Genomic DNA, 25,017 nt, shown 5'->3' on the forward strand with positions numbered 1-25,017 from the left:
AATAGTCACTACGACTATAAAGAGGGTGGCTCAGGCGCACAAGCCCGTACGGCGGTCCAGGCGGTCTAGAGGTCGACCTCCTGCATCAGCATCCCGACCTCCGTGTTGGACAGCCGGCGCAGCCAGCCCGACTTCTGGTCGCCCAGCGTGATCGGGCCGAAGGCGGTGCGCACCAGCTTGTCGACCGGGAAGCCGGCCTCGGCCAGCATCCGGCGGACGATGTGCTTGCGGCCCTCGTGGAGGGTGACCTCGACCAGGTAGTTCTTGCCGGTCTGCTCGACGACGCGGAAGTGGTCCGCGCGCGCGTACCCGTCCTCCAGCTGGATGCCGTCCTTGAGGCGCTTGCCGAGGTCGCGCGGGATCGGGCCCACGATGTGCGCGAGATAGGTCTTCTTCACGCCGTACCGGGGATGGGTCAGGCGGTGTGCCAGCTCGCCGTGGTTGGTGAGCAGGATGACGCCCTCGGTCTCGGTGTCGAGGCGGCCGACGTGGAAGAGGCGGGTCTCGCGGTTCGTGACGTAGTCGCCCAGGCACTGGCGGCCGTCCGGGTCCTCCATGGTGGAGACGACACCGGCGGGCTTGTTGAGCGAGAAGAACTGGTACGACTGCGTGGCGACGGTCAGGCCGTCGACCTTGACCTCGTCCTTCTCCGGGTCGACCCGCTTGCCCTGCTCGAGGACGATCTCGCCGTTGACCTCGACGCGCGCCTGCTCGATCAGCTCCTCGCAGGCCCGCCGGGAGCCGTAGCCCGCGCGCGCGAGGACCTTCTGCAGCCGCTCGCCCTCCTGCTCGGCGCCCGGGAAGGTCTTGGGCAGCTTGACGTCCTTCTTGCCCGCGTACCGCTCCCGGTTGCGCTCCTCGGCCCGCGCCTCGTACTCGCGGGACGTGGCCGGCACCGAGCGCCCCCGCTGCAGGGGCTTCTTCGGCCCGCCCTTGGCACCGCCCCGGGCCGCGGGGCCGCGGCCCGACTTCGGACCGTCCTTCGTGGCGCCGGGCCCCACGTCGTAGCGCCGCTCCTCCGGGCGCGGCTTCCTCGGACGACCGCCCTGCTTGTCGTCGCGGTTGTTCCCGGCGCCGCGGTAGTTACCGCGGCCACCGCCGCTCCCGCCGCGGCCGCCGCTGTTGCCACCACGGCTCCCGCCGTTGTTTCCGCTGCTGTTCCTGCCGCTGCTGCTTCGCATCAAAGTTCCGTCTTGTCGTCTGCGTCCTCGGAATCCGGGGCGTCCGGATCGAACGACGGGACCCCTTCCAGCGTCTCGGACTCGATCGCCGCCGCCTCCGGGAGGAAGGGCGCGAGCTCCGGGAGCTCGTCCAGGCCGCGCAGGCCCATCCGCTCCAGGAAGTAGTTCGTCGTCACGTACAGGATCGCACCTGTTTCGGGTTCCGTGCCCGCCTCCTCGACCAGACCCCGCTGGAGGAGGGTGCGCATCACACCGTCGCAGTTCACACCGCGCACCGCGGAGACGCGGCTGCGGCTGACCGGCTGGCGGTAGGCGACGACGGCGAGGGTCTCCAGGGCGGCCTGGGTGAGGCGGGCGTGCTGACCGTCCAGGACGAAGCCCTCGACGGCGGCCGCGTACTCGGGGCGGCTGTAGAAGCGCCAGCCGCCCGCGATCAGGCGCAGCTCGAAGCCGCGCCCCTGCACGGTGTACTCGTCGGCCAGCTCGCGCAGGGCGTCCGCGACCTGCCGCCGGGGCCGCTGGAGTATCTTCGCGAGGTGCTCCTCGGTCGCGGGCTCGTCCACGACCATGAGAACGGCTTCGAGCGCGGGCTTGAGGGCGAGGGCGGCGACCGCGGCCGGCCCGCCCGGGGCCCCGGTGGTCTCGGTGGTCTCTTCACTCACGCCTTCTGCTCCTCCTTCGGCGCCTCGGGCGGCCGGTCGAACTCGTCGGTCACCACCGGTTCGGTGTCCCCGTCCCCGCCGGTCCAGCGCACCAGCAGGTCGCCGAGCGCGGTCTCCTGGTCCAAGGCGACGGCCTTCTCCCGGTACAGCTCCAGCAGCGCCAGGAAGCGGGCCACGACGGTCAGCGTGTCCTCGGTGTCCTCGACCAGGACCCGGAAGCTGGCCTCGCCCAGCTCCTTCAGCCGCGCGACGACGATCCCGGCCTGCTCCTGCACGCTGACCAGCGGCGCGTGGATGTGCTCCACGTACACCTGCGGCTTGGGCTTGGGCTGCATCGCCTTCACGGCGAGCTTGGCGAAGCCCTCCGGACCGATGCTGATCACGACCTCGGGCAGCAGCTCGGCGTGGTGGGGCTCCAGGCCGACGGTGCGCGGGTAGCGGCGGGCCTCGGCGTCCAGCCGTTCGTTGAAGATCTCCGCGATCTGCTTGTAAGCGCGGTACTGGAGCAGCCGCGCGAAGAGCAGGTCGCGGGCTTCCAGGAGCGCGAGGTCGGCCTCGTCCTCCACCTCGGCGGCGGGCAGCAGCCGGGCCGCCTTGAGGTCGAGCAGCGTGGCCGCGACCACCAGGAACTCGGTCGTCTCGTCGAGGTCCCAGTCCGGGCCCAGCGCGCGGATGTGCGCCATGAACTCGTCGGTCACCTTGGACAGGGCGACCTCGGTGACGTCCAGCTTGTGCTTGGAGATCAACTGGAGGAGCAGGTCGAACGGCCCCTCGAAGTTGGCGAGCCGCACCTTGAAGACGCCGTCGCCCTCGCCGGGCGCGGCCTCGGGGAGGGCGTGCGGCGCCTCCGCGTCCGCCGACGGCCGGGTGTCCTCGCCCGGCGGGGTGCGGGGAAGCCCTGTGTGCCCCGGAGGCGGACCGTCCGGTGTCTGTGCGTCCACGGGCGCTCCAGCGCCCCGCGGGGAGCCGAGGCGGCCTTCAGGAGCGGTCTCCGCCTCGGTCGCGACGGTGGTCCCGGGGTCCGTCCCGGGGCCGGACGGCCCCGTTCCGACGGGCGCCTCTCCGGGCGGCTCGGCCCCCGCGGTCGCACCGGACGCGTCCGGGACCGGCGGCACCGGCCCGGCCGGCCGCTCGCCCGGCCCCCGGCCCAGCGCACGCCGACGGCCGGCGCGGGCGCCGGGGCGGGAGGCGTCGTACGAGGTCATGGCCCCCGCAGGCTACCGCTACCGTCCCCGCAGCCGTCGTACGAGGATGCTGGCGTCCCCCCGGGTCTCCAGGTCGGCGAGGACGACGGCGACGGCCTCGCGGACGATGCGGCCGCGGTCGACGGCCAGTCCGTGCTCGCCCCGGAGCACCAGGCGGGCGTGCTCGAGGTCCATCAGCTCCTCGGCGGAGACGTAGACGGTGATCTTCTCGTCGTGGCGCTCACGGCCGCTGGGCCGGCGTGCGGCGGCCCGGCCGCGCTTGCGGGACTGGGGCTGGGCGGCGGCAGAACCTTCCTGCGCGCCCCCGCCCGCTCCGGCGCCCCGCGCGGAGCGCTCCGCGCCACGGCTGCGCGACTCGCCCGCCGAGCCCTGTTCCGCGTCCGCCGCGGCGTGCTCGGCGCCCTCGCCGTCACCGCCCTGCGCGGGCACCGACTGCGGTGCGTCCTCGGCGGCGGCCTGGTCGCTCTCCCCCGCCGGTGCCGGTACCCGGGCTTCCCCGTTGGCCGGTCGCCGCGGGGAGGACGCCTGGAGCGCCGTTCCCCCTGTCGTACGGAAGAGTTCGTCGGCCCCCGGCAGACTCACTCGGCGTGACACCGGGCGAGCACCTCCCTGGCGAGCTGGCGGTAGGCGGCGGCACCGACGGAGTTGGAGGCGTACGTGGTGATCGGCTCACCGGCGACCGTGGTCTCCGGGAAGCGGACCGTGCGCCCGATGACCGTGTGGTAGACGTGGTCGTCGAACGCCTCGACCACACGTGCGAGCACCTCACGGCTGTGCACCGTGCGCGAGTCGTACATCGTGGCGAGGATGCCGTCGAGCTCCAGGTCGGGGTTGAGCCGCTCCTGGACCTTCTCGATGGTCTCGGTCAGCAGCGCCACACCGCGCAGCGCGAAGAACTCGCACTCCAGCGGCACGATCACCTTGTGCGCGGCCGTCAGGGCGTTCACCGTCAGCAGGCCGAGCGAGGGCTGGCAGTCGATCACGATGAAGTCGTAGTCGTCCATCAGCGGCTTCAGCGCCCGCTGGAGGGTGGACTCGCGCGCGACCTCGCTCACCAGCTGGACCTCGGCCGCCGACAGGTCGATGTTGCTGGGCAGCAGGTCCATGTTGGGGACCGCCGTCTTCAGCAGCACCTCGTCGGCCGCCATGCCCCGCTCCATGAGCAGGTTGTAGACGGTGAGGTCGAGCTCCATCGGGTTGACGCCGAGACCGACCGACAGCGCGCCCTGCGGGTCGAAGTCGACGAGCAGCACCCGGCGCCCGTACTCGGCGAGCGCGGCACCCAGATTGATGGTCGACGTGGTCTTGCCGACGCCGCCCTTCTGGTTGCACATCGCGATGATCTTGGCGGGGCCGTGATCGGTCAGCGGGCCCGGGATCGGGAAGTACGGCAGCGGGCGTCCGGTGGGACCGATGCGCTCACGGCGCTGACGGGCCGCGTCGGGCGCGAGCGTCGCCGCGTACTCGGGATCGGGCTCGTACTCCGCGTCCGGATCGTAGAAGTGCCCCTCGGGCAGTTCGTCGTAGTCGGCGAAGTGGTTGCGGGGCGCGCCACTTCCGTCGCCGGCCATGGCGTTCACGTGTTGGCCATCCATACTCATGTGTGCTGTCTGAGTTGCCTGCGGACTCGGGTGGGCGGCTGCGAAGGTACGTACAGCAACGGAGCCGACAGCCTCGAGACGCCCGGGGCCGTGGGCCCGTGCAGGCATTCCTGGTTGACCACCCCCGGGAGTAAATGTCGACTCATTCACAAGTCGTCTTACCTCCTTGGTGACCAGGGAACTTCTAGACAGGTCAGCGTGGCACCATGCCGACGTTCGGCGACTCTATGGCGTGTCGGCCGTCCGCAGCAACACAATCCGCCGGACCCGGCCCGATGTGTCGGCAATGAAACATCCCTCTGTCAAGGGCGTACGGCCGTCGCACAGCAGGTTTCACCGGTGCGCGAATCGGTTGAAGCGTTACGTTCGAGGCGAGTTGGCCGAGAATCGCAAAGTGACCATACACACACCTGGCCGGACCTTGTCGGGCAAGGTCCGGCCGGGCGTGCGGGGTTGACGGCGACTGTTGACGTATCGCCTTTACCGTTTGGTGACTTAGGCGAGCAGGGTGGCCGGGTCGACAAACTCCATGCCGTGCGCCTCGGCGACCTCGCGGTAAGTCACCTTGCCGTCGTGCGTGTTGAGGCCCTTGGCCAGCGCGGGGTCGCGGCGCAGCGCCTCGACCCAGCCGCGGTCGGCCAGCTCGACGATGTAGGGCAGCGTGGCGTTGGTGAGCGCGTTGGTGGAGGTGTTCGGCACCGCGCCCGGCATGTTGGCGACGCAGTAGAAGACCGAGTTGTGGACCTTGAAGGTCGGCTCGGCGTGCGTGGTCGGGTGGGAGTCCTCGAAGCAGCCGCCCTGGTCGATCGCGATGTCGACAAGAACACTTCCCGGCTTCATGCGGGAGACCAGCTCGTTGGTGACCAGCTTCGGAGCCTTGGCGCCCGGGATGAGCACCGCGCCGATGACCAGGTCGGCGTCGACGACGGCCTTCTCCAGCTCGAAGGAGTTGGACATGACGGCCTTGACCTTGGTGCCGAAGATCTTGTCGGCCTCGCGCAGCTTGTTGATGTCGCGGTCGAGCAGGGTCACGTCGAAGCCCATGCCGACGGCGATCTGGGTGGCGTTCCAGCCGGAGACACCGCCGCCGATGACGACGGCCTTGGCGGGGGTCACACCCGGCACGCCGCCGGGCAGCACGCCGCGGCCGCCGTTGGGGGCCATCAGGTGGTAGGCGCCGACCTGCGGGGCGATACGGCCCGCGACCTCGGACATCGGGGCGAGCAGCGGCAGCGCGCGGTTCGGCAGCTCGACCGTCTCGTAGGCGATGGCGGTGGTGCCGGACTCGATCAGCGCGTCCGTGCACTCCTTGGAGGCGGCCAGGTGCAGGTAGGTGAAGAGCGTCTGGTCCTTGCGGAGGCGGTGGTACTCCTCCGCGACGGGCTCCTTGACCTTCAGCACCAGGTCGGCGGTGGCCCAGACCTCGTCGGCGGTGTCGAGTATCCGCGCGCCGGCGGCGACGTACTCGTCGTTGGGGATCGAGGAGCCCACACCGGCGTCACGCTCGATGACGACCTGGTGACCGTGGCGCACCAGCTCGTGCACGCCGGCGGGGGTGATGGCCACCCGGAACTCGTTGTTCTTGACCTCGCGGGGGATACCGACCTTCACGTCGATCACGGTCCTTGGCTCAGAGGATGGGGCTATAGCTACACATACCCGCGCACACATGGGCACAACGGGAGACACCGCAAGAACGTGCGGCAGAGCCAGTCTAATGAAGGTGTTCCCGCTGTCTAGCCTTTCAAAGCATCAATCTTCAGACCCGACGCTGCGGATTTCGCAGGCTTCGGCGGGATCTTCCCTCAACATGCGATCTGCTGCGCCCCGCTGCAGCCCGGCAGCCGTCGGGTCGCCGAGCCGGTCGAGCGTGTCGGCCAGCCGCAGGTGCAGTGCCGCCTGGAGCCGGACGTCCTCGGCCCGGCGGGCCCACTCGACGGCCTCCTGGCAGGTGCGCAGCGACTCCTCGGGGCGTCCGGCGTACTCCTGGACGCGGGCCAGCTCGCTCAATGCCCGCGCGTGGGCGGCCACATCGCCGGTCCTGCGGTACCCGGCGACCGCGGCTCGCCAGCCCCGCAGCGCCTCGCCGTAGCGGCCCGCGTAGGTGTGGGCGGTGGCGAGGCGGCCGTACACCCGGGCGGCGTCGGCGCGCTCGTCGCGGGCCAGGCGCTGGGCGAGGGCGCGGCCGAACCAGTCGGCGGCCCGGTCGTAGTCCCCCAGCTCGAGATGGGCTCCGCCTACGGATTCCATCGCGCGGGCGGTCGCGTACGGGTCGTCCGCCTCGCGTCCGGCGTCGAGCGCGGCCCGGTAGCGCACCAGGGCCTCGGTGGTGCGGCCGGTGCGGGCGTCCAGGTCGGCGAGGTTGAGCAGGGCCGCAGCCTGCTCACGGGGCAGTTCGCGGCGCTCGGCCACATCGAGGACGAGGCGGTGGATGCCGTACAGGTCGGGTGCGGCGGCCTGGGTGCCGAAGTGGGCGACCATGGCCCGCACCAGCTGGGACATCAGCCGGCGGGCGAGAGTGTCCAGCTCCCCGTCGGCGACCGCCAGCCGGGCCGCGGCCAGGAGGGCGGGCCGGCGGGCGCGCAGCCAGTCGGCGGCGGCCCTCGGGGTGGGGAAGCGCAGGGCGCGCGGCATGTCCAGGAGCTTCTCGCGGGCCTGCGGGCTGTCGGTCTCGGTGACCGCCCGGCAGGACTGGAGCAGGCGCACCGTCCGCTCCAGCATCCGGGCGCGGGCGAGCTGGAGCTCGGCGGGCCGGTCGTGCGTCTCGGCGAGGGCGCGCAGCCGGTCGTGCAGGCACCCCGGCACCTCGTACTCGGGCAGCGGCGAGTCGACCGCGCGCAGCATGCCGAGGGCCACGAAGTCGTCCAGGGTGGTGCGGGCGCCGTTCACCGAGCAGCCGGCGAGCGCGGAGGCGGTGTGCGGGTCGACCATCCCGGCGGGGGCGAGGGAGAGCAGTCGCAGTATCCGGGCGGCGGGGCTCGGCAGCGCCGCGTAGGCGACCCGGAAGACCCGGCTCAGCGGCGTGCCCTCACCGTCCTCCGCGCGGACGTGCTTGGCGAGGTCGGCGACGGCCGCCTGGGGCCGGGCGGCGAGCCAGCCGCCGGCCAGCGTCAGTGCGGCCGGCTGGGACTGGCACGCCTCGACCAGTTGCTCGGCGGCCCGGGGGTCGACGGTGATGCGCACCGACCCGGTGTACCGGGACAGCAGCTCCACCGCCGACTTGGTGTCCAGGCCGCCCAGCGTGCACGGGCGGACGTCCGCGATGCCGGTCAGCGGGCCCTGGGCGACGACGACGGCCAGGCATTCCGGGGTGTCCGGCAGCAGGGCGTCGACCTGCTCGGCGTCGGCCGCGTCGTCGAGCAGGAGCAGGACCCTGCGGTCGGCGAGGGCGGTGCGCAGGGCCTCGGTGAGGTCGTCCTCGTCGGCTCCGGGCGGGGTGGCGCACTCCAGATCGGTGAGCAGTTCCCGGGCGATCCGTGCCACCGGCACGCGGGTGCCGTCCGGCTCGCTCAGCCGGGCGCGCAGCACGCCGTCGGGGTAGGCGTCCGCGACCTGGGCGGCCAGTTCCTCGGCGAGGGCGGTGCGGCCGGAGCCGGGCCGGCCCGCGATGAGCAGCACGCGCGCGCGGGGGGCCTTGCGGCCGGAGAGGGTGTCCAGACCGGCGCGCTCGATGTCGGCGCGCAGCTCCTTCAACTCCCGGGTGCGGCCCAGGAACCGATTCTCCTCAGCAGGGTCCTCCGACAGCCGTACGCCGTCCGTGTCCACCGCCTGATCCGTCACGGGCCACACTCCCGATCCACCGCACACCGGCGCCCGCCGGAACCCCGGTTCGGGCGTTTCCCGAGCCTAGTTCACGCGTTGCGGCGTTCCCGGCGGAGCAGGGCGGGCACGTCCCCCGATCGGATCAACCGATGGTCACACCAGTGCAGCCCCCGGAGTTCTCAGGCCTCGAACGGGCGCGCCGGCCACGGTGCCTCGGCCGGACGGAGCGTGTCGAGACCGTCGCCCTGCTCCGCGGCCACCAGCGAGAGGACGCCCACGACCAGGCAGTTGTTGTGCAGGTCGCCGGCGAGCACGCCCCGGACCAGGTCCGCGACGGGCACCCGCGCCAGCTCCATGTCGGCCTCTTCGTCCTCGACCTCGAAGCGCTCGCCCTCGGCCTCGGAGAGGCCTCGGGCGAGGAAGATCCGCACGGCCTCGTCGCAGCCGCCGGGGGTGGTGTAGACGTCGGTCAGCACCCGCCAGTCCTCGGCCTTGACGTGCGCCTCCTCGTACAGCTCCCGCTGGGCGGCGTGCAGCGGGTTCTCGCCGGGGACGTCGAGCAGGCCGGCCGGGATCTCCCACAGCTTCTCTCGCACCGGGTGCCGGTACTGCCGGAGGACGATGACCCGTCCCTCGTCGTCCAGGGCGAGGACGGCCACGGAGCCCGGGTGGACCTGGTAGTCGCGGGAGGCGACGGAGCCGTCGGGCATGACGACCTCGTCCGTGCGCACGGAGGTCTTCTTGCCCCGGAAGGGGGTCTCGGTCCGCCGGACCTCCCACTCCTCGTGGCTGTCCTTGATCGTGCTGCCCGCCATGCTGACCTGCCCTTCCAGACGTACGCGAAAAGCCGGGGCCCGCGCCGTCGAGTGCGCGTGCCCCGGCCACCGTACAACCGGTGTGTTACTTCGACGTCTTCCGCTCGACCGCGGCCTTGACCAGCCCGGCGAAGAGCGGGTGCGGGCGGGTCGGGCGCGAGCGCAGCTCCGGGTGCGCCTGCGTGGCGACCAGGTAGGGGTGGACGTCGCGCGGGTACTCGACGTACTCGACGAGCTTGCCGTCCGGGGAGGTGCCCGAGAAGAGGATGCCGGCCTTCTTCTCCAGCTCCGCGCGGTAGGCGTTGTTCACCTCGTAGCGGTGGCGGTGCCGCTCCTCGACGTACTCCTTGCCGTCGTACACCTCGCGCACGATCGAGCCCTCGGCCAGCTTGGCCGGGTACATGCCCAGGCGCATGGTGCCGCCCATGTCGCCCTCGCCGGCCACGATGTCCAGCTGCTCGGCCATGGTGGAGACGACGGGGTGGGCGGTGGCGGGGTCGAACTCGGTGGAGTTGGCGTCCTCGATGCCGGCCAGGTTGCGCGCGGCCTCGACCACGATGCACTGCAGGCCCAGGCACAGGCCCAGCAGCGGGATCTTGTTCTCGCGGGCGTACTTGATCGCGCCGACCTTGCCGGTCACCCCGCGCTCGCCGAAGCCGCCCGGGATGCAGATCGCGTCGACGTCACCGAGCTGCGCCTTGGCGCCGGCCGGGGTCTTGCAGTCGTCGGACGTGACCCACTTGATCTTCACGCGGGCCCGGTTGGCGAAGCCGCCGGCCCGCAGGGCCTCGGTGACCGAGAGGTAGGCGTCGGGCAGGTCGATGTACTTGCCGACCAGAGCCATGGTGATCTCGTGCGCGGGCTTGTGGACGCGGTCGAGCAGGTCGTCCCAGGTCGTCCAGTCCACGTCGCGGAACGGCAGGTCCAGCTTGCGGACGACGTAGGCGTCCAGGCCCTCGGCGTGCACGACCTTCGGGATGTCGTAGATCGAGCGGGCGTCGGGGCAGGCCACCACGGCGGCCTCGTCGACGTCGCACATCAGGGAGATCTTGCGCTTGATCGCCGTGGGTACCTCACGGTCGCAGCGCAGGACGATGGCGTCCGGCTGGATGCCGATGTTGCGCAGCGCGGCGACGCTGTGCTGGGTGGGCTTGGTCTTCAGCTCGCCCGAGGGACCGATGTAGGGCAGGAGCGAGATGTGCACCACGAAGACGTTGTCCCGGCCGACCTCGTGCCGGACCTGGCGGACGGTCTCGAGGAACGGCAGCGACTCGATGTCGCCGACGGTGCCGCCGACCTCGGTGATCACGACGTCGACCTCGTCCGTCGCCATGCGGCGGATGCGGTGCTTGATCTCGTTGGTGATGTGCGGGATGACCTGCACGGTGTCGCCGAGGTACTCGCCGCGCCGCTCCTTGGCGATCACCGTGGAGTAGACCTGGCCTGTAGTGACATTGGCGGAGCCGTCCAGGTCGCGGTCGAGGAAGCGCTCGTAGTGTCCGATGTCCAGGTCGGTCTCGGCGCCGTCGTTGGTGACGAACACCTCACCGTGCTGGAAGGGGTTCATCGTGCCAGGGTCGACATTGAGGTACGGGTCGAGCTTCTGCATCACGACGCGCAGACCCCGTGCCTTGAGCAGCATGCCGAGGCTGGAGGCGGTCAGCCCCTTGCCGAGCGAGGAGGCGACACCCCCGGTGACGAAGATGTGCTTGGTCGTCGAAGATTTGGGCGGCATGGCCAAGAGGGGGCTCCCGTGGTCGCGGTCTGGGGTGCGGTGCGTTCGTCGTCCGACCCGGTCGAACCGGGTTGTCGTCGGCGGCGCCGTCGCTGCGGTTCCGGGGTTCTTCTCCCACCGGTCCACGGGCTACCAGCGTATCAGCGCCGCGGGGCGATGGCTTCCGGCCACCCTCCGCGCACATCCCGTCACCCAGGAGCGCGGCTCACCGATTCCTCACCCGGTGGTCACCCGTTCGGCGGACCCGCGTTGTCCGGAGCGGCACACAGATCATCTACGTGCGTCGTATCCTGCTCGGACGTTCGCTGCCGAGCCCGCCCGGCGACACGGCACCACCCCTCGCCCGTCAGCACCGGAACAACGAGAGCTCGTCAGTTCGTTGAGCAACAATTGTCGTTCGTGGCACAGCGTTTGGCTTCACGGCCGGACGGCTGCTTTGCTTCATGGCTCAACGACACATGACTCACCCCTGACCCCCCTTGACCGCACTAGCGACCGCCCCCATGCGGGGTGACGTGGCCGTTCGACTGGAGTTGCACGTGGCCGGGCGCATCGAAGACTACGCACTCATCGGAGACATGCAGACCGCCGCACTGGTCTGCCGGGACGGCACAGTCGACTGGCTGTGCCTGCCCCGCTTCGACTCGCATGCCATCTTCGCCGGTCTGCTGGGAACCGGGGAGCACGGATTCTGGCGGATGGGCCCGGCCTACGCCCCCGGCGCGGAGCCCCCGACCGCGGCCCGCCGGAGCTACCGCGGCGACTCGCTGATCCTGGAGTCCGAGTGGGACACCCCGCGCGGCACGGTGAGGGTGACCGATTTCATGCCGCCCCGCGACGGCGCGCCCCAGCTGATCCGCATCGTGGAGGGCGTCTCCGGCCGGGTGCCGATGCGCTCGGAGCTCAGGATGCGGTTCAGCTACGGCCGGGTGGTCCCGTGGGTGCACAAGCACGAGGGCCGCACGGTGGCCGTCGCGGGCCCCGACTCCGTGTGGTTCGACACAGAGGCGGAGACCTACGGCAAGGCGCTCACCACGTACGCGGACTTCACGGTCGCGCCGGGTGACCGGATCGCGTTCACCATCTCGTGGGAGCCCTCGCACAAGGAGCCCCCGCCGCTGCCCGAGCCCGAGCAGTCCCTGGAGGCCACCGAGGACTTCTGGCGCGACTGGGTCGAGCACTGCACGTACCACGGGCCCTACCGGGAGGCCGTGGTCCGCTCCCTGATCACGCTGAAGGCCCTGACGTACGCCCCCACCGGCGGCATCGTCGCGGCGCCCACCACCTCCCTGCCGGAGGACATCGGCGGCGTCCGCAACTGGGACTACCGCTACACCTGGCTGCGCGACGCGGCGATCACCCTGTCCTCGCTGCTGCGCACCGGCTACCGCGAGGAGGCCCGCGCCTGGCGCGAGTGGCTGCTGCGGGCGGTCGCCGGCGACCCGGAGAACCTGCAGATCATGTACGGCATCGCCGGCGAGCGCGAGCTGGGCGAGGCGGAGCTGGACTGGCTGCCCGGCTACGAGGGCTCCACCCCGGTCCGGGTCGGCAACGGCGCCGCCCACCAGCTCCAGCTCGACGTCTACGGCGAGGTCACCGAGGCCCTCCACCTGGGCCACATGACCGGCCTGGCCCGCAACGACTACGCCTCCGTGCTCCAGCTCAAGCTGATCCGCTACCTGGAGGACCACTGGCAGGAGCCGGACGAGGGCATCTGGGAGGTGCGCGGCCCGCGCCGCCACTTCGTGCACTCCAAGGTGATGGCCTGGGTCGCCGTCGACCGCACCATCAAGCTGATCGAGTCCGGCGACGCCGACGGCCCCCTGGAGCGCTGGAAGCAGCTGCGCGACGACATCCACCGGGACGTGTGCGAGAAGGGCTACGACAAGGAACGCAACACCTTCACGCAGTCCTACGGCTCCCAGGAGCTGGACGCGTCGCTGCTGCTGATCCCGCAGATGGGCTTCCTGCCGCCGGACGACAAGCGGGTCATCGGCACCATCGAGGCCATCCAGCGTGAGCTGTCCACGTCGGACGGCTTCATCCTGCGCTACCCGACGGAGGGCGGCGACGAGGGCGTGGACGGCCTGCCGGGTGACGAGGGCGCCTTCCTGGCCTGCTCGTTCTGGATGGCCGACGACCTGGCGATGATCGGCCGCGTGGACGAGGCGCGCAAGCTCTTCGAGAAGCTCCTCTCCCTGCGCAACGACCTGGGCCTGCTGGCCGAGGAATGGGACCCCCGCCTCCAGCGCCAGGTGGGCAACTTCCCCCAGGCCTTCAGCCACGTGCCGCTGATCGACACGGCCCTGCGGCTGACGGCGAGCGGGGCGTACGGGGGCTAGCGGACCGTACGGAGACTGACGAACGACTGCCCGCGCCCCCTTGGCCGCGGGCAGTCGCCGTACCTGCCGCGGCCGCGGGCAGTCGCCCTACCCGCCGCAGCCGCAGGCAGTCGTGCCGCTGGGGCGGCACGGGTGGGCGCAGCGGCACCCCGCAACGCCGGGCCGCGACACCCGCCCTGCGCCCACACGGACGCTGGGCACCGGACGCCGGGCACCGGGCGCCGGGCACCGAGCACGCACCGGGCACGCACCGGGCACCCACGATGCACCGCCCGCCCAAGAGGTACCGTCCGCTCCATGAACACCGCCGCACCCCCGCCCACGGGCATCACCGTGCAGCGCGCCCTGGAACTCCCCGGCCTCCGCAGCGGCCTCCCGGAGATCCTCGCCGGCGCCGACCGCCTGCACCGCACCGTCCGCTGGGTGCACGCCGGCGAGGTGCCCAACATCGCTTCCCTCCTCAAGGGCGGCGAGCTCCTCCTCACCACCGGATACGGCCTCGGCACCCGCCCCGCCGAGCAGCGCGCCTTCGTCCGCACCCTCGCGGAACGCGGCATCGCGGCCCTGGTCGTGGAACTCGGCCCGCGTTTCGCACGCCTGCCCTCCGCCCTCGTGGACACCGCCCGCACGGCCGGTCTGCCGCTGGTGCAGCTGCACCGCGAGGTGCCGTTCGTGACGGTCACCGAGGAGATCCACACCGAGATCGTCAACGGCCACTACGCCCTCCTCCAGCGCGCCGAGGAGGTGCACCGCCGCTGCACGGACGCCCTGCTGGGCGGCGGTGGAGTCCCCCAGGTGCTCGGCATCCTCGCCGACTTCGGCGACAACCCGGTCTTCCTGGAGACCACCGACGGCCGCCTGCTGTACGCCGCCGGCTCCGGCCCCGAGGGCGCCGATCCGCTCCAGGTGTGGGAGGGCCTGCGCGGCCCGCACAAGGACGCCCCGCCCCCGGCGGGCTCGGTGCTGGTGGACGTGCCCGGCGGCGGCACGGGCACGGGCCCCGGCACCGGCTCCGTACGCGCCCGGCTCGTCCTGCTCCCCGTGCGGTCCCCCTTGGCGCAGGTGCACCGGATGGCCGCGGAGCGGGCGGCCGGCATCCTCGCCGTGGTGCTGATGCAGGCGCGGCAGGAGGAGGAGCTCGCGGCTCGCGGGCGCGGCGACTTCCTCACCGACCTCGCCGAGGGCCGGATCACGGCGGAGGACGCCCCGGCGCAGGCCCGCGTCCTCGGCTTCAAGCCCGGCGCCGGCCCCCTGCTCCCCGTGGTGATGCGCCTCGGCGACGCCCTGTCCCCCGCGGGGGGCGGCTGGGCGGTGCTGGCGCGGGCGGTCGCCGAGGAGCTGGCGTCGGTCGGGGTGCCGGTCCTGCTGGGCGTACGTCCGGTGGAGGGCCGGGTGCCGCTGCTGCTGTGCCTGCGCTCGGAGTCGGAGCGGGCGGCGGTCGCGGACCGGGTCGCGGCGGCGCTGCGGGCGGGCGTGGAGCGGGCCGGGATGCAGCGGCCGGGAGCGCAGCCGCCCGTGGTGGTCGTCGGGGTGGCCGGAGGCTGGGCGGCGGCGTCGGCGGGCCTCAGGCACGCGGCGGAGACGGCGACCGCCGCACAGGGGCTCACCGACCGGCCCTGGTACGACGCCCGGCGCCTCGACATCGACCTGCTGCTGTGGCGGCTGCGCGACCACCCGGACCTCGCGGCGTTCGTGGACCGGGCCATCGGGCCGCTGCGCGACCACGACGACCGCTCCAAGCCGCCCCTGCTGCCCACGCTCCAGACGTACCTGGCCCACGCGGGCCGCAAGGCGGAGACGGCGCGCGAGCTGCACCTCAACCGGCAGACCCTCTACAACCGGCTGGCGCGGATCGGGGAGTTGCTCGGCACGGACCTCGACGACCCGCAGACGGTCCTGGCGTTGAGCCTGGCCCTGCGCGCCCGCCGGCACGTGCCGTGACCGGTTCCCTCAGAGCAGCGGCGTGGGCTGCGTCAACTCGTCGTAGACACTGAGCACCTGGGCGACGGTCTCGTCCTCCGTCGGCCAGGTGGCCGCCTGCCGTGCGCCCTCGTCCCGCAGTTCCTCGCACCGTCCGGGATCGGCGAGCAACTGCACCACGGCGTCCGCGAGGGCCTCCGCGTCCCCGTCCGGGACGAGTTCGGCGGCCTCGCCGACGAGTTCGGGGATGCCGCCCACGTCGCTCGCGACGAGCGGCACGCGCGCGTGCAGGGCCTCCTGGGCAAGGACGGAACGGGCCTCCCGGCGGCTCGGCAGCAGCACGAGGTCGGCCGCCGCCAACAGATCGGTGACGTCGTCACGGCTGCCGATGAGCACCACCGGCAGTCCCTCGTCCTCGATCCGCCGCAGCAACTCCGCGCGCAGCGGGCCCTCCCCGGCGACGACGACCAGTGGGACCGGGTCGAGGCGGCACCACGCGCGCGCGGCGTCCAGCAGGACGTCGTAGCCCCGGTGCTGCTCCAGGGAGCCGACGGCGATGAGCAACGGGCGGCCGACGGCGCCGAGTTCGGCCCGGACCTTCGGACGTTTCCCCTCCGGGTCGTCGGACTCGCCCGGTCGGCAGGGCCGGGCGGGGAGCGCGACGGGTCCGAGCCGGGCGTCGCGTGCGCCCGTCCGGCGCGCGCCGTCGACCAGCTCCGAGGTGGCTCCGAGGACGACGGTGGCGGCCTTCATCACCCGCCGCTCCAGCACGCGCAGCAAGTGGGCACGGGCTCCTTCGGCATGAACCCGGTCGTGCCAGGTCACGACGAGCGGCGTGCGGACCCGCCGCCCGCCGAGGGCGAGCGCGGCGCGGAAGGAGGCGTGCAGGCCGTGCGCGTGCACCAGATCGGCGTCCGCGCACACCGCCCGCAGCGCGGCCACGGAGACCGGGTCGCTGCTGCGCGGTACCTGCACGTGGTCGGCTCCGGTGCCGGTGAAGTCGTAGGTGCGTTCCGCATCGTCGGGGGCGCACACCGTCACTTTCACGCCCCGTGCGACGAGCCCCGCGGCCAGGGAGCGCACGTGCGCGCCACTGACGGCGTTGCCGCCGCCCAGCACCTGCACGGTGCGCAGCTGCGACTGACCGTGCGGTGCGGGGCTGCTCACGGGGGTCACCTGGCCGGGGCTCCTGGTTCGGCGGGGACGGTCACGAAGAACGTACAGAACGATGGTGCGGGCAGGGTGCGCCGCGCGCTTGCCCGGGCGTCACTCCGTCAAGGATGCCAGGCCGTACGGGTGTTCCGGGAACGACGGCCGTCGCGAGTGGGCGACCGTCCGGGCAACGGGACGGGTCCGGTTCACTCACCCGAGTGAACGTGCCGCTTCGCTCACCCGCTCGCCGCACACGGCCGCGGCCACCAGCGCGACGGCGTGCGCGGCGAGCCCCGCCCGGCCGTTCCCGGCCACCACCGCGGCGCCCAGGGCCGCGCCCAGCGCGTGCGCTCCCGTGTCACCGAGCATGGTGCGCTCGGCGAGGTCGTCCGGCAGTACGGCCGCGGCGGCGCCCATGGCGACGGCGGCCGTTTCCGCTCCGGGCCCCTCGCGCAGCAGCCCCGGCGCGCCGAGCGCGAGGACGGCGGCCCCGGCCCGTCCGGGGCGCACGTCCACGAGGTTGACGAAGTGCGCGGCCCCGGCGATGACAGCGCCCGCGAGCACCTTGTCCAGCGGTCGTTCCTTCAGTACGGCGCCGGCGGCGAGCCCGGCCGCGGAGATGCCGAACAACTTCACCGCCCCGCTGGTGACCTCACCGTTCCGCAGCGCCGCCAGATGCGCCCGGAACCCGCGCCGGGAGTCCCCGGCGCCCACCACGTCGTCGTAGGCGCCACAGGCCCCCGCGGCGAGCACCGCGAGGCCGACGGCGGGCCGCACCCGCGCCGTCCCCACGGCGGCCGCCAGGGCGGACGCGGGCCCGGCGCAGAGATCCACGGTCCGCCCGGCGTGGTTCTTCCGCTCCCAGCGTTCCCGGCCGCCCGGCGCCACGGCACGCAGCGCGGTGACGCCGCCTCGCGCGAGGACGGCGGCGAGGACCATGGAGGAGCAGGAGCCGGTCCGGCGGACACGCTTGATCATCGGGCCACCCTACGGGACCCCGACCGCCGTCCTGCCCCGGACGTCCACGCGCCACCGGGCGTCCGAGCCTGCCCGGACGGGAACCGCGACGTCCGGGGCAGCGCCCCTGACCTCGACCCCCGACGACGATCCGGGGCCTTCCGCGACCCCGCACCCCGACGCCCCAGCAGTGGCGATGCCCGGACAACGGCGACCCTGCGGCCACCGCGCCCACCGACTCGCCGGACGCCGCCGGACGCCGCCGGACGCCGCCGGACGCCGCCGGACGCCGCCGGGCCGGCCTACGCGTCCGACCGCGCCGTCTCGAGCAGTTCCTCGGCGTGGGCCCGGGCCGTCTCCGAGTCCTCCTGACCTGCCAGCATCCGGGACAGCTCCCGGATCCGCTCCTCGCCCTCCAGCACCTTCACGCCGGACCGGGTCACCGAACCGTCGTTCGTCTTCTCCACCAGCAGCTGCCGGTCGGCGAACGCGGCCACCTGCGGCAGATGCGTGACGACCACGACCTGCGCGCTCTTCGCGAGCCGCGCCAGACGCCGCCCGATCTCCACCGCCGCCTTGCCGCCGACCCCGGCGTCGACCTCGTCGAAGAGGTACGTCGGGACCGGGTCGGTGCCCGCGAAGACGACCTCCACCGCCAGCATCACGCGCGACAGCTCACCGCCGGACGCGCCCTTGGCGATCGGCCGCGGCGGCGCCCCCGGGTGCGGGGCGAGCAGCAGCTCGACCTCGTCGACGCCCGACGGCCCGTACGCGACCGTGCGCCCGCCGACCTCCACACCCTCGGGGTCCTCGGTCTGCCGGATCGCGAACGACACGCGCGCGTGGGGCATGGCCAGCGAGGCCAGTTCGGCGGTCACGGCGGCGGCGAACCGCTCGGCGGCCTCCGTCCGCGCGTCCGTCAGCGCCTGCGCCAGCCCGCCCAGCTCCGACCTGAGCGCGTCCCGCTCGGCGGTCAGCTCGCCGATCCGCTCGTCGTCGCCGTCCAGCTCCGTCAGCCGCGCGGCGCTCTGCTCGGCCCAGGCCAGCACGGCAGCGACGTCCTCGCCGTACTTCCGGGTCAGCGCGGTGAGCGCGGCCCGCCGCTCCTCCACCGCCGCCAGCCGCAGCGGGTCGGCGTCCAGGTCGTCGGCGTACCCGGCCAGCTCCCCGGCCACGTCCCGCAGCAGGATGCCGACCTCGCCGATCCGCTCGGCGAGCGCCGCCAGCGCCGGGTCGTGCGACCGTACGGCGTCCAGGGCGCGCTGCGCCCCCGCGACGAGCGTGGACGCGTCGACGCCCTCGGGATCCTCCGGGTTGCCCGCCAGCGCGGCGTGCGCGGCCGTGGCGGCCGACGCGAGCGCCTCGGCGTGGCCCAGCCGCTCCGCCTCCTCCGCCAGCTCCACGTCCTCGCCGGCGCGCGGCTCGACCGCGGCGACCTCGTCGAGGCCGTAGCGCAGCAGGTCGGCCTCCTGGGCACGCTCGCGGGCGCGGGTGGTGATCTCCTCCAGCTCACGGACGACGGCCCGCAGCCGCCGGTAGGCCTCGGCGTACTTGGCGAGCGGCCCGGCGACCGCGTCACCCGCGTACCGGTCCAGGGCCTGCCGCTGGCGGGTCAGTTTGAGCAGCCCCTGCTGGTCGGTCTGCCCGTGCACCGCCACCAGGTCGTCGGCCAGCTCGGCGAGCATCCCCACCGGCACCGACCGGCCGCCCAGGTGGGCGCGCGAGCGGCCCTCGGCGGAAACGGTACGGCTGATCAACAGCGCCCCGTCGTCCAGCTCGGCCCCGGCCTCCTCGGCCCGCACGGCCACCGCCGCGTCCTCGGGCACGGCGATCCGTCCCTCGACGACGGCGTTCTTGGCCCCGATCCGCACCAGCGCCGCGTCCGCGCGTCCGCCCAGGAGCAGCCCGAGGCTGGTGACCACCATGGTCTTGCCCGCACCCGTCTCACCGGTGACAGCGGTGAAGCCGGGCGACAGCTCGACCACGGCGTCGTCGATGACTCCCAGCGACCGTATCCGCATCTCCTCAAGCACGCACCGACCATACGAGGTTTCGCCCGCGGTGTGCGACGCCACCCCACCCGACCGTGGCAGCCACAGGCCGTCACCTGCGGGCGGGTCGCTCGTTGCGCGAGTATCGCTCCCCGCTGCCGCGGGGATGGTCCGGCCGTATCCGCACTCGACGAGTTCCGGACACGTTGCTCCCCGCAAACGCGTGGATCCGGGCGCGGCACCGGGTCAGGCCTAGTGCGGCGCCCCGCGCCACCCGGACACAGGCAGAGCGAACTTCGCCACCAGCCGGTCGGTGAACGACGCGTGGTGCAGCCGGGCCAACCGCACCGGCACCGCACCCCGCCGCACCTCCACCCGCGCCCCCGGCGGCAGCTCCACCGTCCGCCGACCGTCGCACCACAGAACCCCCGGCGGAATGTGCGGCAGCACCTCCACCGCCAGCACCGAGTCCGGCGAGGTCACCAAGGGCTTCGCGAACAGCGCGTGCGCGCTGATCGGCACCATCAGCAGCGCCTCCACCTCGGGCCACACCACCGGCCCCCCGGCAGAGAAGGCGTACGCCGTCGAGCCGGTCGGCGTCGACAGCACGATGCCGTCGCAGCCGAACCCGGTCACCGGCCGCCCGTCGATCTCCAGCACGACTTCCAGCAGCTTCTCGGCACCGGCCTTCTGCACGGCCGCCTCGTTCAGCGCCCAGTCGGTGTGCACGATGTCACCGTTGCGGTGCACGACGACGTCGACGGTCATCCGCTCCTCGACCTCGTACGCCCGGTTCACCACCCGGTCGACGACCTTGTCCAGGTCGTCGCGCTCGGCCTCCGCGAGGAACCCGACCCGGCCCAGGTTGACGCCGAGCATCGGCACCCCGGACGCGCGGGCGAACTCGGCGCCGCGCAGCAGCGTCCCGTCACCGCCGAGCACGATGAGCAGCTCGCACCCGTCGAGGCACTGCGGGGTGGCCTCCCCGACCAGGTCCACCTCGGCCGGCAGCGGCAGGTCGCGCGCCTCGGCCTCCAGGACGCGCACGCCGAGCCCGGCGTGCAGCAACCCCTTGACCACCAGCTCCGCGCTGCGGATCGCCGCGGGACGCCCGGTGTGGGCGAGCAGGAAAACAGTACGCGCTCGGTTCTGTGTCAACTCGGCCCCTCCGCCACTGCACGGTCAACGTCGGCCGGGTCCAGTTCACCGGCCCCGGCCCGCAGCCACAGAAAGTACTCGACGTTCCCGGAGGGACCGGGCAGCGGACTGGCGGTGACCCCCTTCACCCCGAGTCCCAGGTCCCAGGCCTTGTGGGCGACCCCCCGCACGGCCTCGGCCCGCAGCTGCGCACTGCGTACCACTCCCCCGCTGCCCAGCCGCTCCTTGCCCACCTCGAACTGCGGCTTCACCATCATCACCAGGTCAGCGTCCGGACGGGTGCACCGCACCAGGGCGGGCAGTACCAGTCCGAGCGGGATGAAGGACAGATCCCCCACCACAAGGTCCACGGGCTCCCCATCGATCGCTTCCGGCGTCAACTCGCGTACGTTCGTACGGTCCTTGACGGTGACGCGTTCATCCTGCCGGAGCGACCAGGCGAGCTGTCCGTACCCGACGTCGACGGCGACGACGTGCGCGGCGCCCGCCCGCAGCAGCACGTCGGTGAAGCCCCCGGTGGACGCGCCGGCGTCCAGTGCGCGCCGCCCCTCGACGACGAGGCCCTGCGGCCCGAACGCCGCGAGGGCACCGGCCAGCTTGTGGCCGCCGCGCGAGACGTAGTCGGGGTCGCTGTCGTCGGCCGTGACCACGATCGCGGCGGCGGTCTCCACCTGCGTGGCCGGCTTGGTCGCCACGGTCTTGCCGACGGAGACCCGCCCGGCGGCGATCAGCTGGCTGGCGTGCTCGCGCGAGCGCGCCAGCTTCCGGCGGACCAGCTCCGCGTCGAGACGGCGGCGTGCGACTCCTGCCACGTTCGGTTCAGCTCCTGTTTTCGTACGGCGATGGCGGGACCGGAGGTCCCGGGCGGGCGTCGAGCGCGGTCAGCGCGTCGCGCAGCCCCCGGTGTACATCCTCGTACACCTCGACATGTCCGTCCGTGGTCAGGTGGTCGGCGTCGGCCAGCCGGGCCAGCCGGGCGTCCACCTCGGCGTTCCCGGTGGGGGTGCGCGGGACGTCGAGGGGGGCGGGGGCGGCGGGGTCGTGCTCCGGCGCGTGCGCCTCGACCGCTTCCCCGCCGGTCTCCTGTGCCTCCGGCTCCGGTACTGCGTCGCTCATGCCCCGACGCTACCGCGTACCGCTGGGGTACGGTCGGTCCCGATGGCGACGACTGAGGAGTGCCGCGCCGCACTCGAGAAGCTCTCGGACAACATGGGCGACGCCGAAGGGGACGTGCGGGCCGCCGCCGAGCTGGACCGCTCGGTGAGCTGCCACATCACCGACCTGGACGTCACCTTCGCCGGACGCATGGCGGACGGCCGGATCGACGTGCGCGAGACCCTGGAGGGGCCGCCGCGCGAGAAGGCCGAGATCAGGCTGGCGATGACCGGCGACGACCTGGTGGCCCTGGTCGACGGCGAGCTGAACTTCGCCAAGGCCTGGGGTTCGGGCCGGGTGAAGCTGGAGGCGGGCCTGCGCGACCTGTTCCGCCTCAGGAAGCTTCTGTAGCCGCCACCTTCTCGCGCTCGGCGGCACCACCGCCGCGTGCCTTGCGCGCGGCCGGCACCACCAGTGGCGTGCCCGTCTCCGGGTCTTCGATGACCTGGCAGCGCAGCCCGAAGACCCGCTCGACCAGGTCGGCGGTGACGATGTCCTTCGGCGCGCCCTCGGCGATGACCTCCCCGCCGCGCAGGGCGATGAGGTGGGTGGCGTACCGGGCGGCGTGGTTGAGGTCGTGGAGGACGGCCACGAGCGTGCGGCCCTGCTCCTCGTGCAGCTCCGCGCACAGGTCGAGCACGTCGATCTGGTGCTGGATGTCCAGGTACGTCGTCGGCTCGTCGAGCAGCAGCAGCGGGGTCTGCTGGGCGAGCGCCATGGCGATCCACACGCGCTGGCGCTGCCCGCCGGAGAGTTCGTCGACGTAGCGGTCGGCCAGCTCCGAGATGCCGGTCTGGGCCATCGACTCCTGGACGACGCGCTCGTCCTCGGTCGACCACTGGCGCAGGATGCCCTGGTGCGGGTACCGGCCCCGGCCGACGAGGTCCCCGACGGTGATGCCGTCGGGCGCGATGGACGACTGGGGCAGCAGGCCGAGGGTCCGCGCGACCTGCTTGGCGGGCATCGACTGGATGACCGAGCCGTCGAGGAGCACCCGGCCCCGGGTGGGCTTGAGCATCCGCGACAGGGCCCGCAGCAGGGTGGACTTGCCGCACGCGTTCGGGCCGACGATCACGGTGAAGGAGTTGTCGGGTATCTCCACCGACAGCTTCTCCGCGATGACCCGCTGGTCGTAGGCGAGGGTGACGTTCTCGGCGGTCAGGCGGTTCACGTTGCTCCTTTGGTTGTTCAGCCCGCTGCGGGTGCCGGCGCCGGCGCTCATATCCGGCCCGCCTTGCGCTCGGTGACCAGCAGCCACAGCAGGTAGACCCCGCCGAGTACGCCGGTGATCACACCGACGGGAAGCTGGTCGGCGCCGAAGGCCCGCTGCGAGATGAAGTCGGCACTGACCAGCAGGGCGGCACCCATGCACAGGGACGGCAGCAGGTTGGGGCCCGGCGAACGGGTCAGGCGGCGGGCGAGCTGCGGCGCGGTGAGCGCGACGAAGCTGACCGGCCCCGCGGCGGCGGTGGCGGCGGCGGTGAGCAGCACGGCGGCCACCATCAGCAGGGCACGCACCCGCTCGACGCGCACTCCGAGGGCGTAGGAGATGTCGTCGCCCATCTCCATCATGCGCAGCGCGCGCCCGTTGGTGAGAACCAGCGGAACGAGCACGGCGCACAGGATGAGCAGCGGCCAGACCTGAGCCCAGTCACGGCCGTCGAGGGACCCCGTCATCCACACGACCGCGCGGGAGGCGTCGACGATGTCGGCACGGGTGAGCAGATAGCCGTTGACGGCGGTGACGATCGCGGAGACGCCGATACCGACCAGGACCAGCCGGTAACCGTGCACGCCCCGCTTCCAGGCGAGCAGATAGATGGCGAGGCCGGTCACCAGTCCGCCGACGAGCGCGCCGATCGTGACCTGCGCCGAGGTACCGGAGAACAGCACGATCATGGTGAGGGCGCCGGCCGTCGCGCCCTGCCCGAGGCCGAGCACGTCGGGGCTGCCGAGCGGGTTGCGGGAGATGGCCTGGAACAGCGCGCCGCCCAGTCCCAGCGCGGCGCCGACCAGCAGCCCCACCAGGACCCGCGGCAGCCGCAGTTCGTTGACGATGAACTCCTGGCTCGCGTTGCCCTGGCCGGCCAGGGTCCGGAGCACGTCGGCGGCCGGTATCTCGAAGTCGCCGGTGCCGATCAGCAGGACGCTCGCGGCGAGCGCGAGGACCAGCAGCAGGGCGACGACGACGGTGGCCCGCACGTCCAGGCGGAAGGACAGCCCGCCCGGGCTGCGCACGGCGCGGTTGGTCTTCACGGTCTTCCCGCTCTTGCCGCTCTTCACGGTCTTCCCGGTCTTCACAGCTGGGCCGTCCTCCGCCGTCGTACGAGATAGATGAAGACCGGCCCACCCAGGACGGCGGTGACGATGCCGACCTGGAGCTCGGAGGGCCGCGCGACGATCCTGCCGAGGACGTCCGCGCCCAACAGCAGCACGGGCGACAGGATCGCGGCGTAGGGCAGGATCCAGCGCATGTCGGGCCCGGTGAAGGAGCGGACGATGTGCGGGACCATCAGTCCGACGAACACGATCGGCCCGCAGGCCGCGGTCGCCGCCCCGCACAGCACGGTCGCGGCGAGCATGGACAGCGCCCGGGTGCGGTTCAGGTTGGCGCCGAGGGCCTTGGCGGTGTCGTCGCCCATCTCCATGGCGTTGAGCGGTCGGGAGAGCGCGAGGGCGAGGATCGTGCCCACCACGAAGAACGGCAGCACCTCCATGATGGTGTCGTCGGTCGCCGAGGACAGCGATCCGACCGTCCAGAACCGCATCCGGCCCAGCGCGGCGTCGTCCATGATCATCACGGCTTGGAGGTAGCCGAAGAGCGCGGCGCTGATCGCCGTGCCGGCCAGCACCAGCCGCACCGGCGTTGCTCCCCGGCTGCCGCCCAGGAACCAGACCAGCGCGCCCACGCCCGCCGCGCCCGCGAACGCGAACCACACGTACCCGGTCAGCGAGGTGACGCCGAAGAAGGTGATGGCCGTGACGACCGCCGCCGAGGCGCCCGCGTTGATGCCGAGCAGGCCGGGGTCGGCCAGCGGATTGCGGGTGAGCGCCTGCAGGACGGCTCCGGCGAGGCCGAGCGCGGCACCCGCGAGCAGACCGAGCACGGTCCGCGACAACCGCTCGCCCACCACTACGTCGCTGTACGAGCCCGAGTCGTGGAAGAGGCCGTGCCAGACCTGCGCCAGGGTCAGGTCCTTCGCGCCGACCGCGAGGCTCACCAACGCGATGAACACCAGGACCGCTGCCGAGACGGGCAGCCCGACGGCACGTAGGACACGACGTTTCGGGGGCGGCGCGGGGGCGGTCTCCGCGCGCTGTTCGGGGGGACTGTCGACCAACACGCGGTTAGGTTAGCCTACCCTGCCATCCGATCACGAT

The 25,017-nt window shown here is 72.8% G+C and carries 21 protein-coding genes; 3 read left to right on the top strand and 18 right to left on the bottom strand.

The window, feature by feature from the left end; translation table 11 throughout:
* Nucleotides 1–65 precede the first annotated feature (65 nt).
* From ACLIN4_RS07740 to ACLIN4_RS07780, 9 genes are all read right to left on the bottom strand, one after another.
* Entirely contained in the window at nucleotides 66–1,181 is a 1,116-nt protein-coding gene (locus tag ACLIN4_RS07740) for a pseudouridine synthase (RefSeq protein ID WP_107478196.1), read from the bottom strand.
* Nucleotides 1,181–1,843, bottom strand: a complete 663-nt coding sequence (gene scpB / locus ACLIN4_RS07745) for an SMC-Scp complex subunit ScpB (RefSeq protein ID WP_100048204.1) — start codon at nucleotides 1,841–1,843, stop codon at nucleotides 1,181–1,183. Before scpB ends, ACLIN4_RS07740 begins: the two co-directional genes overlap by 1 nt.
* Complete coding sequence (locus ACLIN4_RS07750; protein ID WP_381913964.1) at nucleotides 1,840–3,048, bottom strand: segregation and condensation protein A; 1,209 nt, start codon at nucleotides 3,046–3,048, stop codon at nucleotides 1,840–1,842. Before ACLIN4_RS07750 ends, scpB begins: the two co-directional genes overlap by 4 nt.
* Before the next feature lie 18 nt (nucleotides 3,049–3,066).
* The gene (locus tag ACLIN4_RS07755; protein WP_179350490.1) at nucleotides 3,067–3,642 is read right to left on the bottom strand and encodes a hypothetical protein; all 576 of its coding nucleotides are present in this window, start codon (nucleotides 3,640–3,642) and stop codon (nucleotides 3,067–3,069) included.
* The gene (locus ACLIN4_RS07760; protein ID WP_167343748.1) at nucleotides 3,627–4,757 is read right to left on the bottom strand and encodes a ParA family protein; all 1,131 of its coding nucleotides are present in this window, start codon (nucleotides 4,755–4,757) and stop codon (nucleotides 3,627–3,629) included. Before ACLIN4_RS07760 ends, ACLIN4_RS07755 begins: the two co-directional genes overlap by 16 nt.
* Nucleotides 4,758–5,144: 387 nt before the next feature.
* Nucleotides 5,145–6,260 (bottom strand): alanine dehydrogenase, encoded by a 1,116-nt coding sequence (gene ald, locus ACLIN4_RS07765; protein ID WP_107480015.1) that lies wholly within the window; start codon nucleotides 6,258–6,260, stop codon nucleotides 5,145–5,147.
* A 141-nt stretch (nucleotides 6,261–6,401) separates the two neighbouring features.
* Nucleotides 6,402–8,429 carry a tetratricopeptide repeat protein gene (locus tag ACLIN4_RS07770; protein ID WP_289911172.1) on the bottom strand — a complete coding sequence of 676 codons (2,028 nt, stop codon included), beginning with the start codon at nucleotides 8,427–8,429 and terminating at the stop codon, nucleotides 6,402–6,404.
* A 161-nt stretch (nucleotides 8,430–8,590) separates the two neighbouring features.
* Complete coding sequence (locus ACLIN4_RS07775) at nucleotides 8,591–9,226, bottom strand: NUDIX domain-containing protein (protein ID WP_100048202.1); 636 nt, start codon at nucleotides 9,224–9,226, stop codon at nucleotides 8,591–8,593.
* Between the two features lie 85 nt (nucleotides 9,227–9,311).
* The gene (locus tag ACLIN4_RS07780; protein WP_043374614.1) at nucleotides 9,312–10,961 is read right to left on the bottom strand and encodes a CTP synthase; all 1,650 of its coding nucleotides are present in this window, start codon (nucleotides 10,959–10,961) and stop codon (nucleotides 9,312–9,314) included.
* A gap of 539 nt (nucleotides 10,962–11,500) precedes the next feature.
* Here ACLIN4_RS07780 and ACLIN4_RS07785 point away from each other — a divergent pair.
* Nucleotides 11,501–13,303 carry a glycoside hydrolase family 15 protein gene (locus ACLIN4_RS07785; protein ID WP_179342744.1) on the top strand — a complete coding sequence of 601 codons (1,803 nt, stop codon included), beginning with the start codon at nucleotides 11,501–11,503 and terminating at the stop codon, nucleotides 13,301–13,303.
* 297 nt (nucleotides 13,304–13,600) lie between these two features.
* Nucleotides 13,601–15,244, top strand: coding sequence for a PucR family transcriptional regulator (locus tag ACLIN4_RS07790; protein ID WP_107478256.1), 1,644 nt, complete (start codon nucleotides 13,601–13,603; stop codon nucleotides 15,242–15,244).
* Between the two features lie 9 nt (nucleotides 15,245–15,253).
* Here ACLIN4_RS07790 and ACLIN4_RS07795 read toward each other — a convergent pair whose 3' ends face one another.
* The 6 genes from ACLIN4_RS07795 to ACLIN4_RS07820 form a co-directional block, all read right to left on the bottom strand.
* Nucleotides 15,254–16,399: a glycosyltransferase family 4 protein gene (locus tag ACLIN4_RS07795; protein ID WP_290013721.1), complete on the bottom strand. Its 1,146-nt coding sequence runs from the start codon at nucleotides 16,397–16,399 to the stop codon at nucleotides 15,254–15,256.
* Between the two features lie 186 nt (nucleotides 16,400–16,585).
* The gene (locus ACLIN4_RS07800) at nucleotides 16,586–17,353 is read right to left on the bottom strand and encodes a hypothetical protein (protein ID WP_289911179.1); all 768 of its coding nucleotides are present in this window, start codon (nucleotides 17,351–17,353) and stop codon (nucleotides 16,586–16,588) included.
* A 281-nt stretch (nucleotides 17,354–17,634) separates the two neighbouring features.
* A complete protein-coding gene (gene recN, locus ACLIN4_RS07805; protein WP_290013727.1) occupies nucleotides 17,635–19,353 on the bottom strand; it encodes a DNA repair protein RecN in 1,719 nt (572 codons plus the stop codon).
* A gap of 222 nt (nucleotides 19,354–19,575) precedes the next feature.
* Nucleotides 19,576–20,481, bottom strand: a complete 906-nt coding sequence (locus tag ACLIN4_RS07810; protein WP_107478259.1) for an NAD kinase — start codon at nucleotides 20,479–20,481, stop codon at nucleotides 19,576–19,578.
* Entirely contained in the window at nucleotides 20,478–21,293 is an 816-nt protein-coding gene (locus ACLIN4_RS07815) for a hemolysin (RefSeq protein ID WP_107478260.1), read from the bottom strand. The genes ACLIN4_RS07810 and ACLIN4_RS07815 overlap by 4 nt, the downstream gene beginning before the upstream one ends.
* 7 nt (nucleotides 21,294–21,300) lie before the next feature.
* Nucleotides 21,301–21,597: a hypothetical protein gene (locus ACLIN4_RS07820; protein ID WP_100048890.1), complete on the bottom strand. Its 297-nt coding sequence runs from the start codon at nucleotides 21,595–21,597 to the stop codon at nucleotides 21,301–21,303.
* A gap of 42 nt (nucleotides 21,598–21,639) precedes the next feature.
* Between ACLIN4_RS07820 and ACLIN4_RS07825 the strand changes: the two genes are divergently transcribed.
* Nucleotides 21,640–21,987, top strand: a complete 348-nt coding sequence (locus ACLIN4_RS07825; RefSeq protein WP_100048889.1) for an SCP2 sterol-binding domain-containing protein — start codon at nucleotides 21,640–21,642, stop codon at nucleotides 21,985–21,987.
* On the opposite strand, the gene ACLIN4_RS07830 is transcribed toward ACLIN4_RS07825, so the two are convergent.
* From ACLIN4_RS07830 to ACLIN4_RS07840, 3 genes are read right to left on the bottom strand one after another with little or no spacing between them, the layout of a single operon-like run.
* On the bottom strand, nucleotides 21,971–22,858 hold the full coding sequence (locus ACLIN4_RS07830; RefSeq protein ID WP_107478261.1) for an ABC transporter ATP-binding protein: 888 nt from the start codon (nucleotides 22,856–22,858) through the stop codon (nucleotides 21,971–21,973). The genes ACLIN4_RS07825 and ACLIN4_RS07830 overlap by 17 nt on opposite strands.
* Nucleotides 22,855–23,892, bottom strand: coding sequence for a FecCD family ABC transporter permease (locus tag ACLIN4_RS07835; RefSeq protein ID WP_369177227.1), 1,038 nt, complete (start codon nucleotides 23,890–23,892; stop codon nucleotides 22,855–22,857). The genes ACLIN4_RS07830 and ACLIN4_RS07835 overlap by 4 nt, the downstream gene beginning before the upstream one ends.
* Nucleotides 23,893–23,933: 41 nt before the next feature.
* Nucleotides 23,934–24,980 (bottom strand): FecCD family ABC transporter permease, encoded by a 1,047-nt coding sequence (locus ACLIN4_RS07840; protein WP_107478263.1) that lies wholly within the window; start codon nucleotides 24,978–24,980, stop codon nucleotides 23,934–23,936.
* Between the last annotated feature and the right edge of the window lie 37 nt (nucleotides 24,981–25,017).

The organism is Streptomyces mutabilis (assembly GCF_046628145.1).
Classification (GTDB): domain Bacteria; phylum Actinomycetota; class Actinomycetes; order Streptomycetales; family Streptomycetaceae; genus Streptomyces; species Streptomyces mutabilis.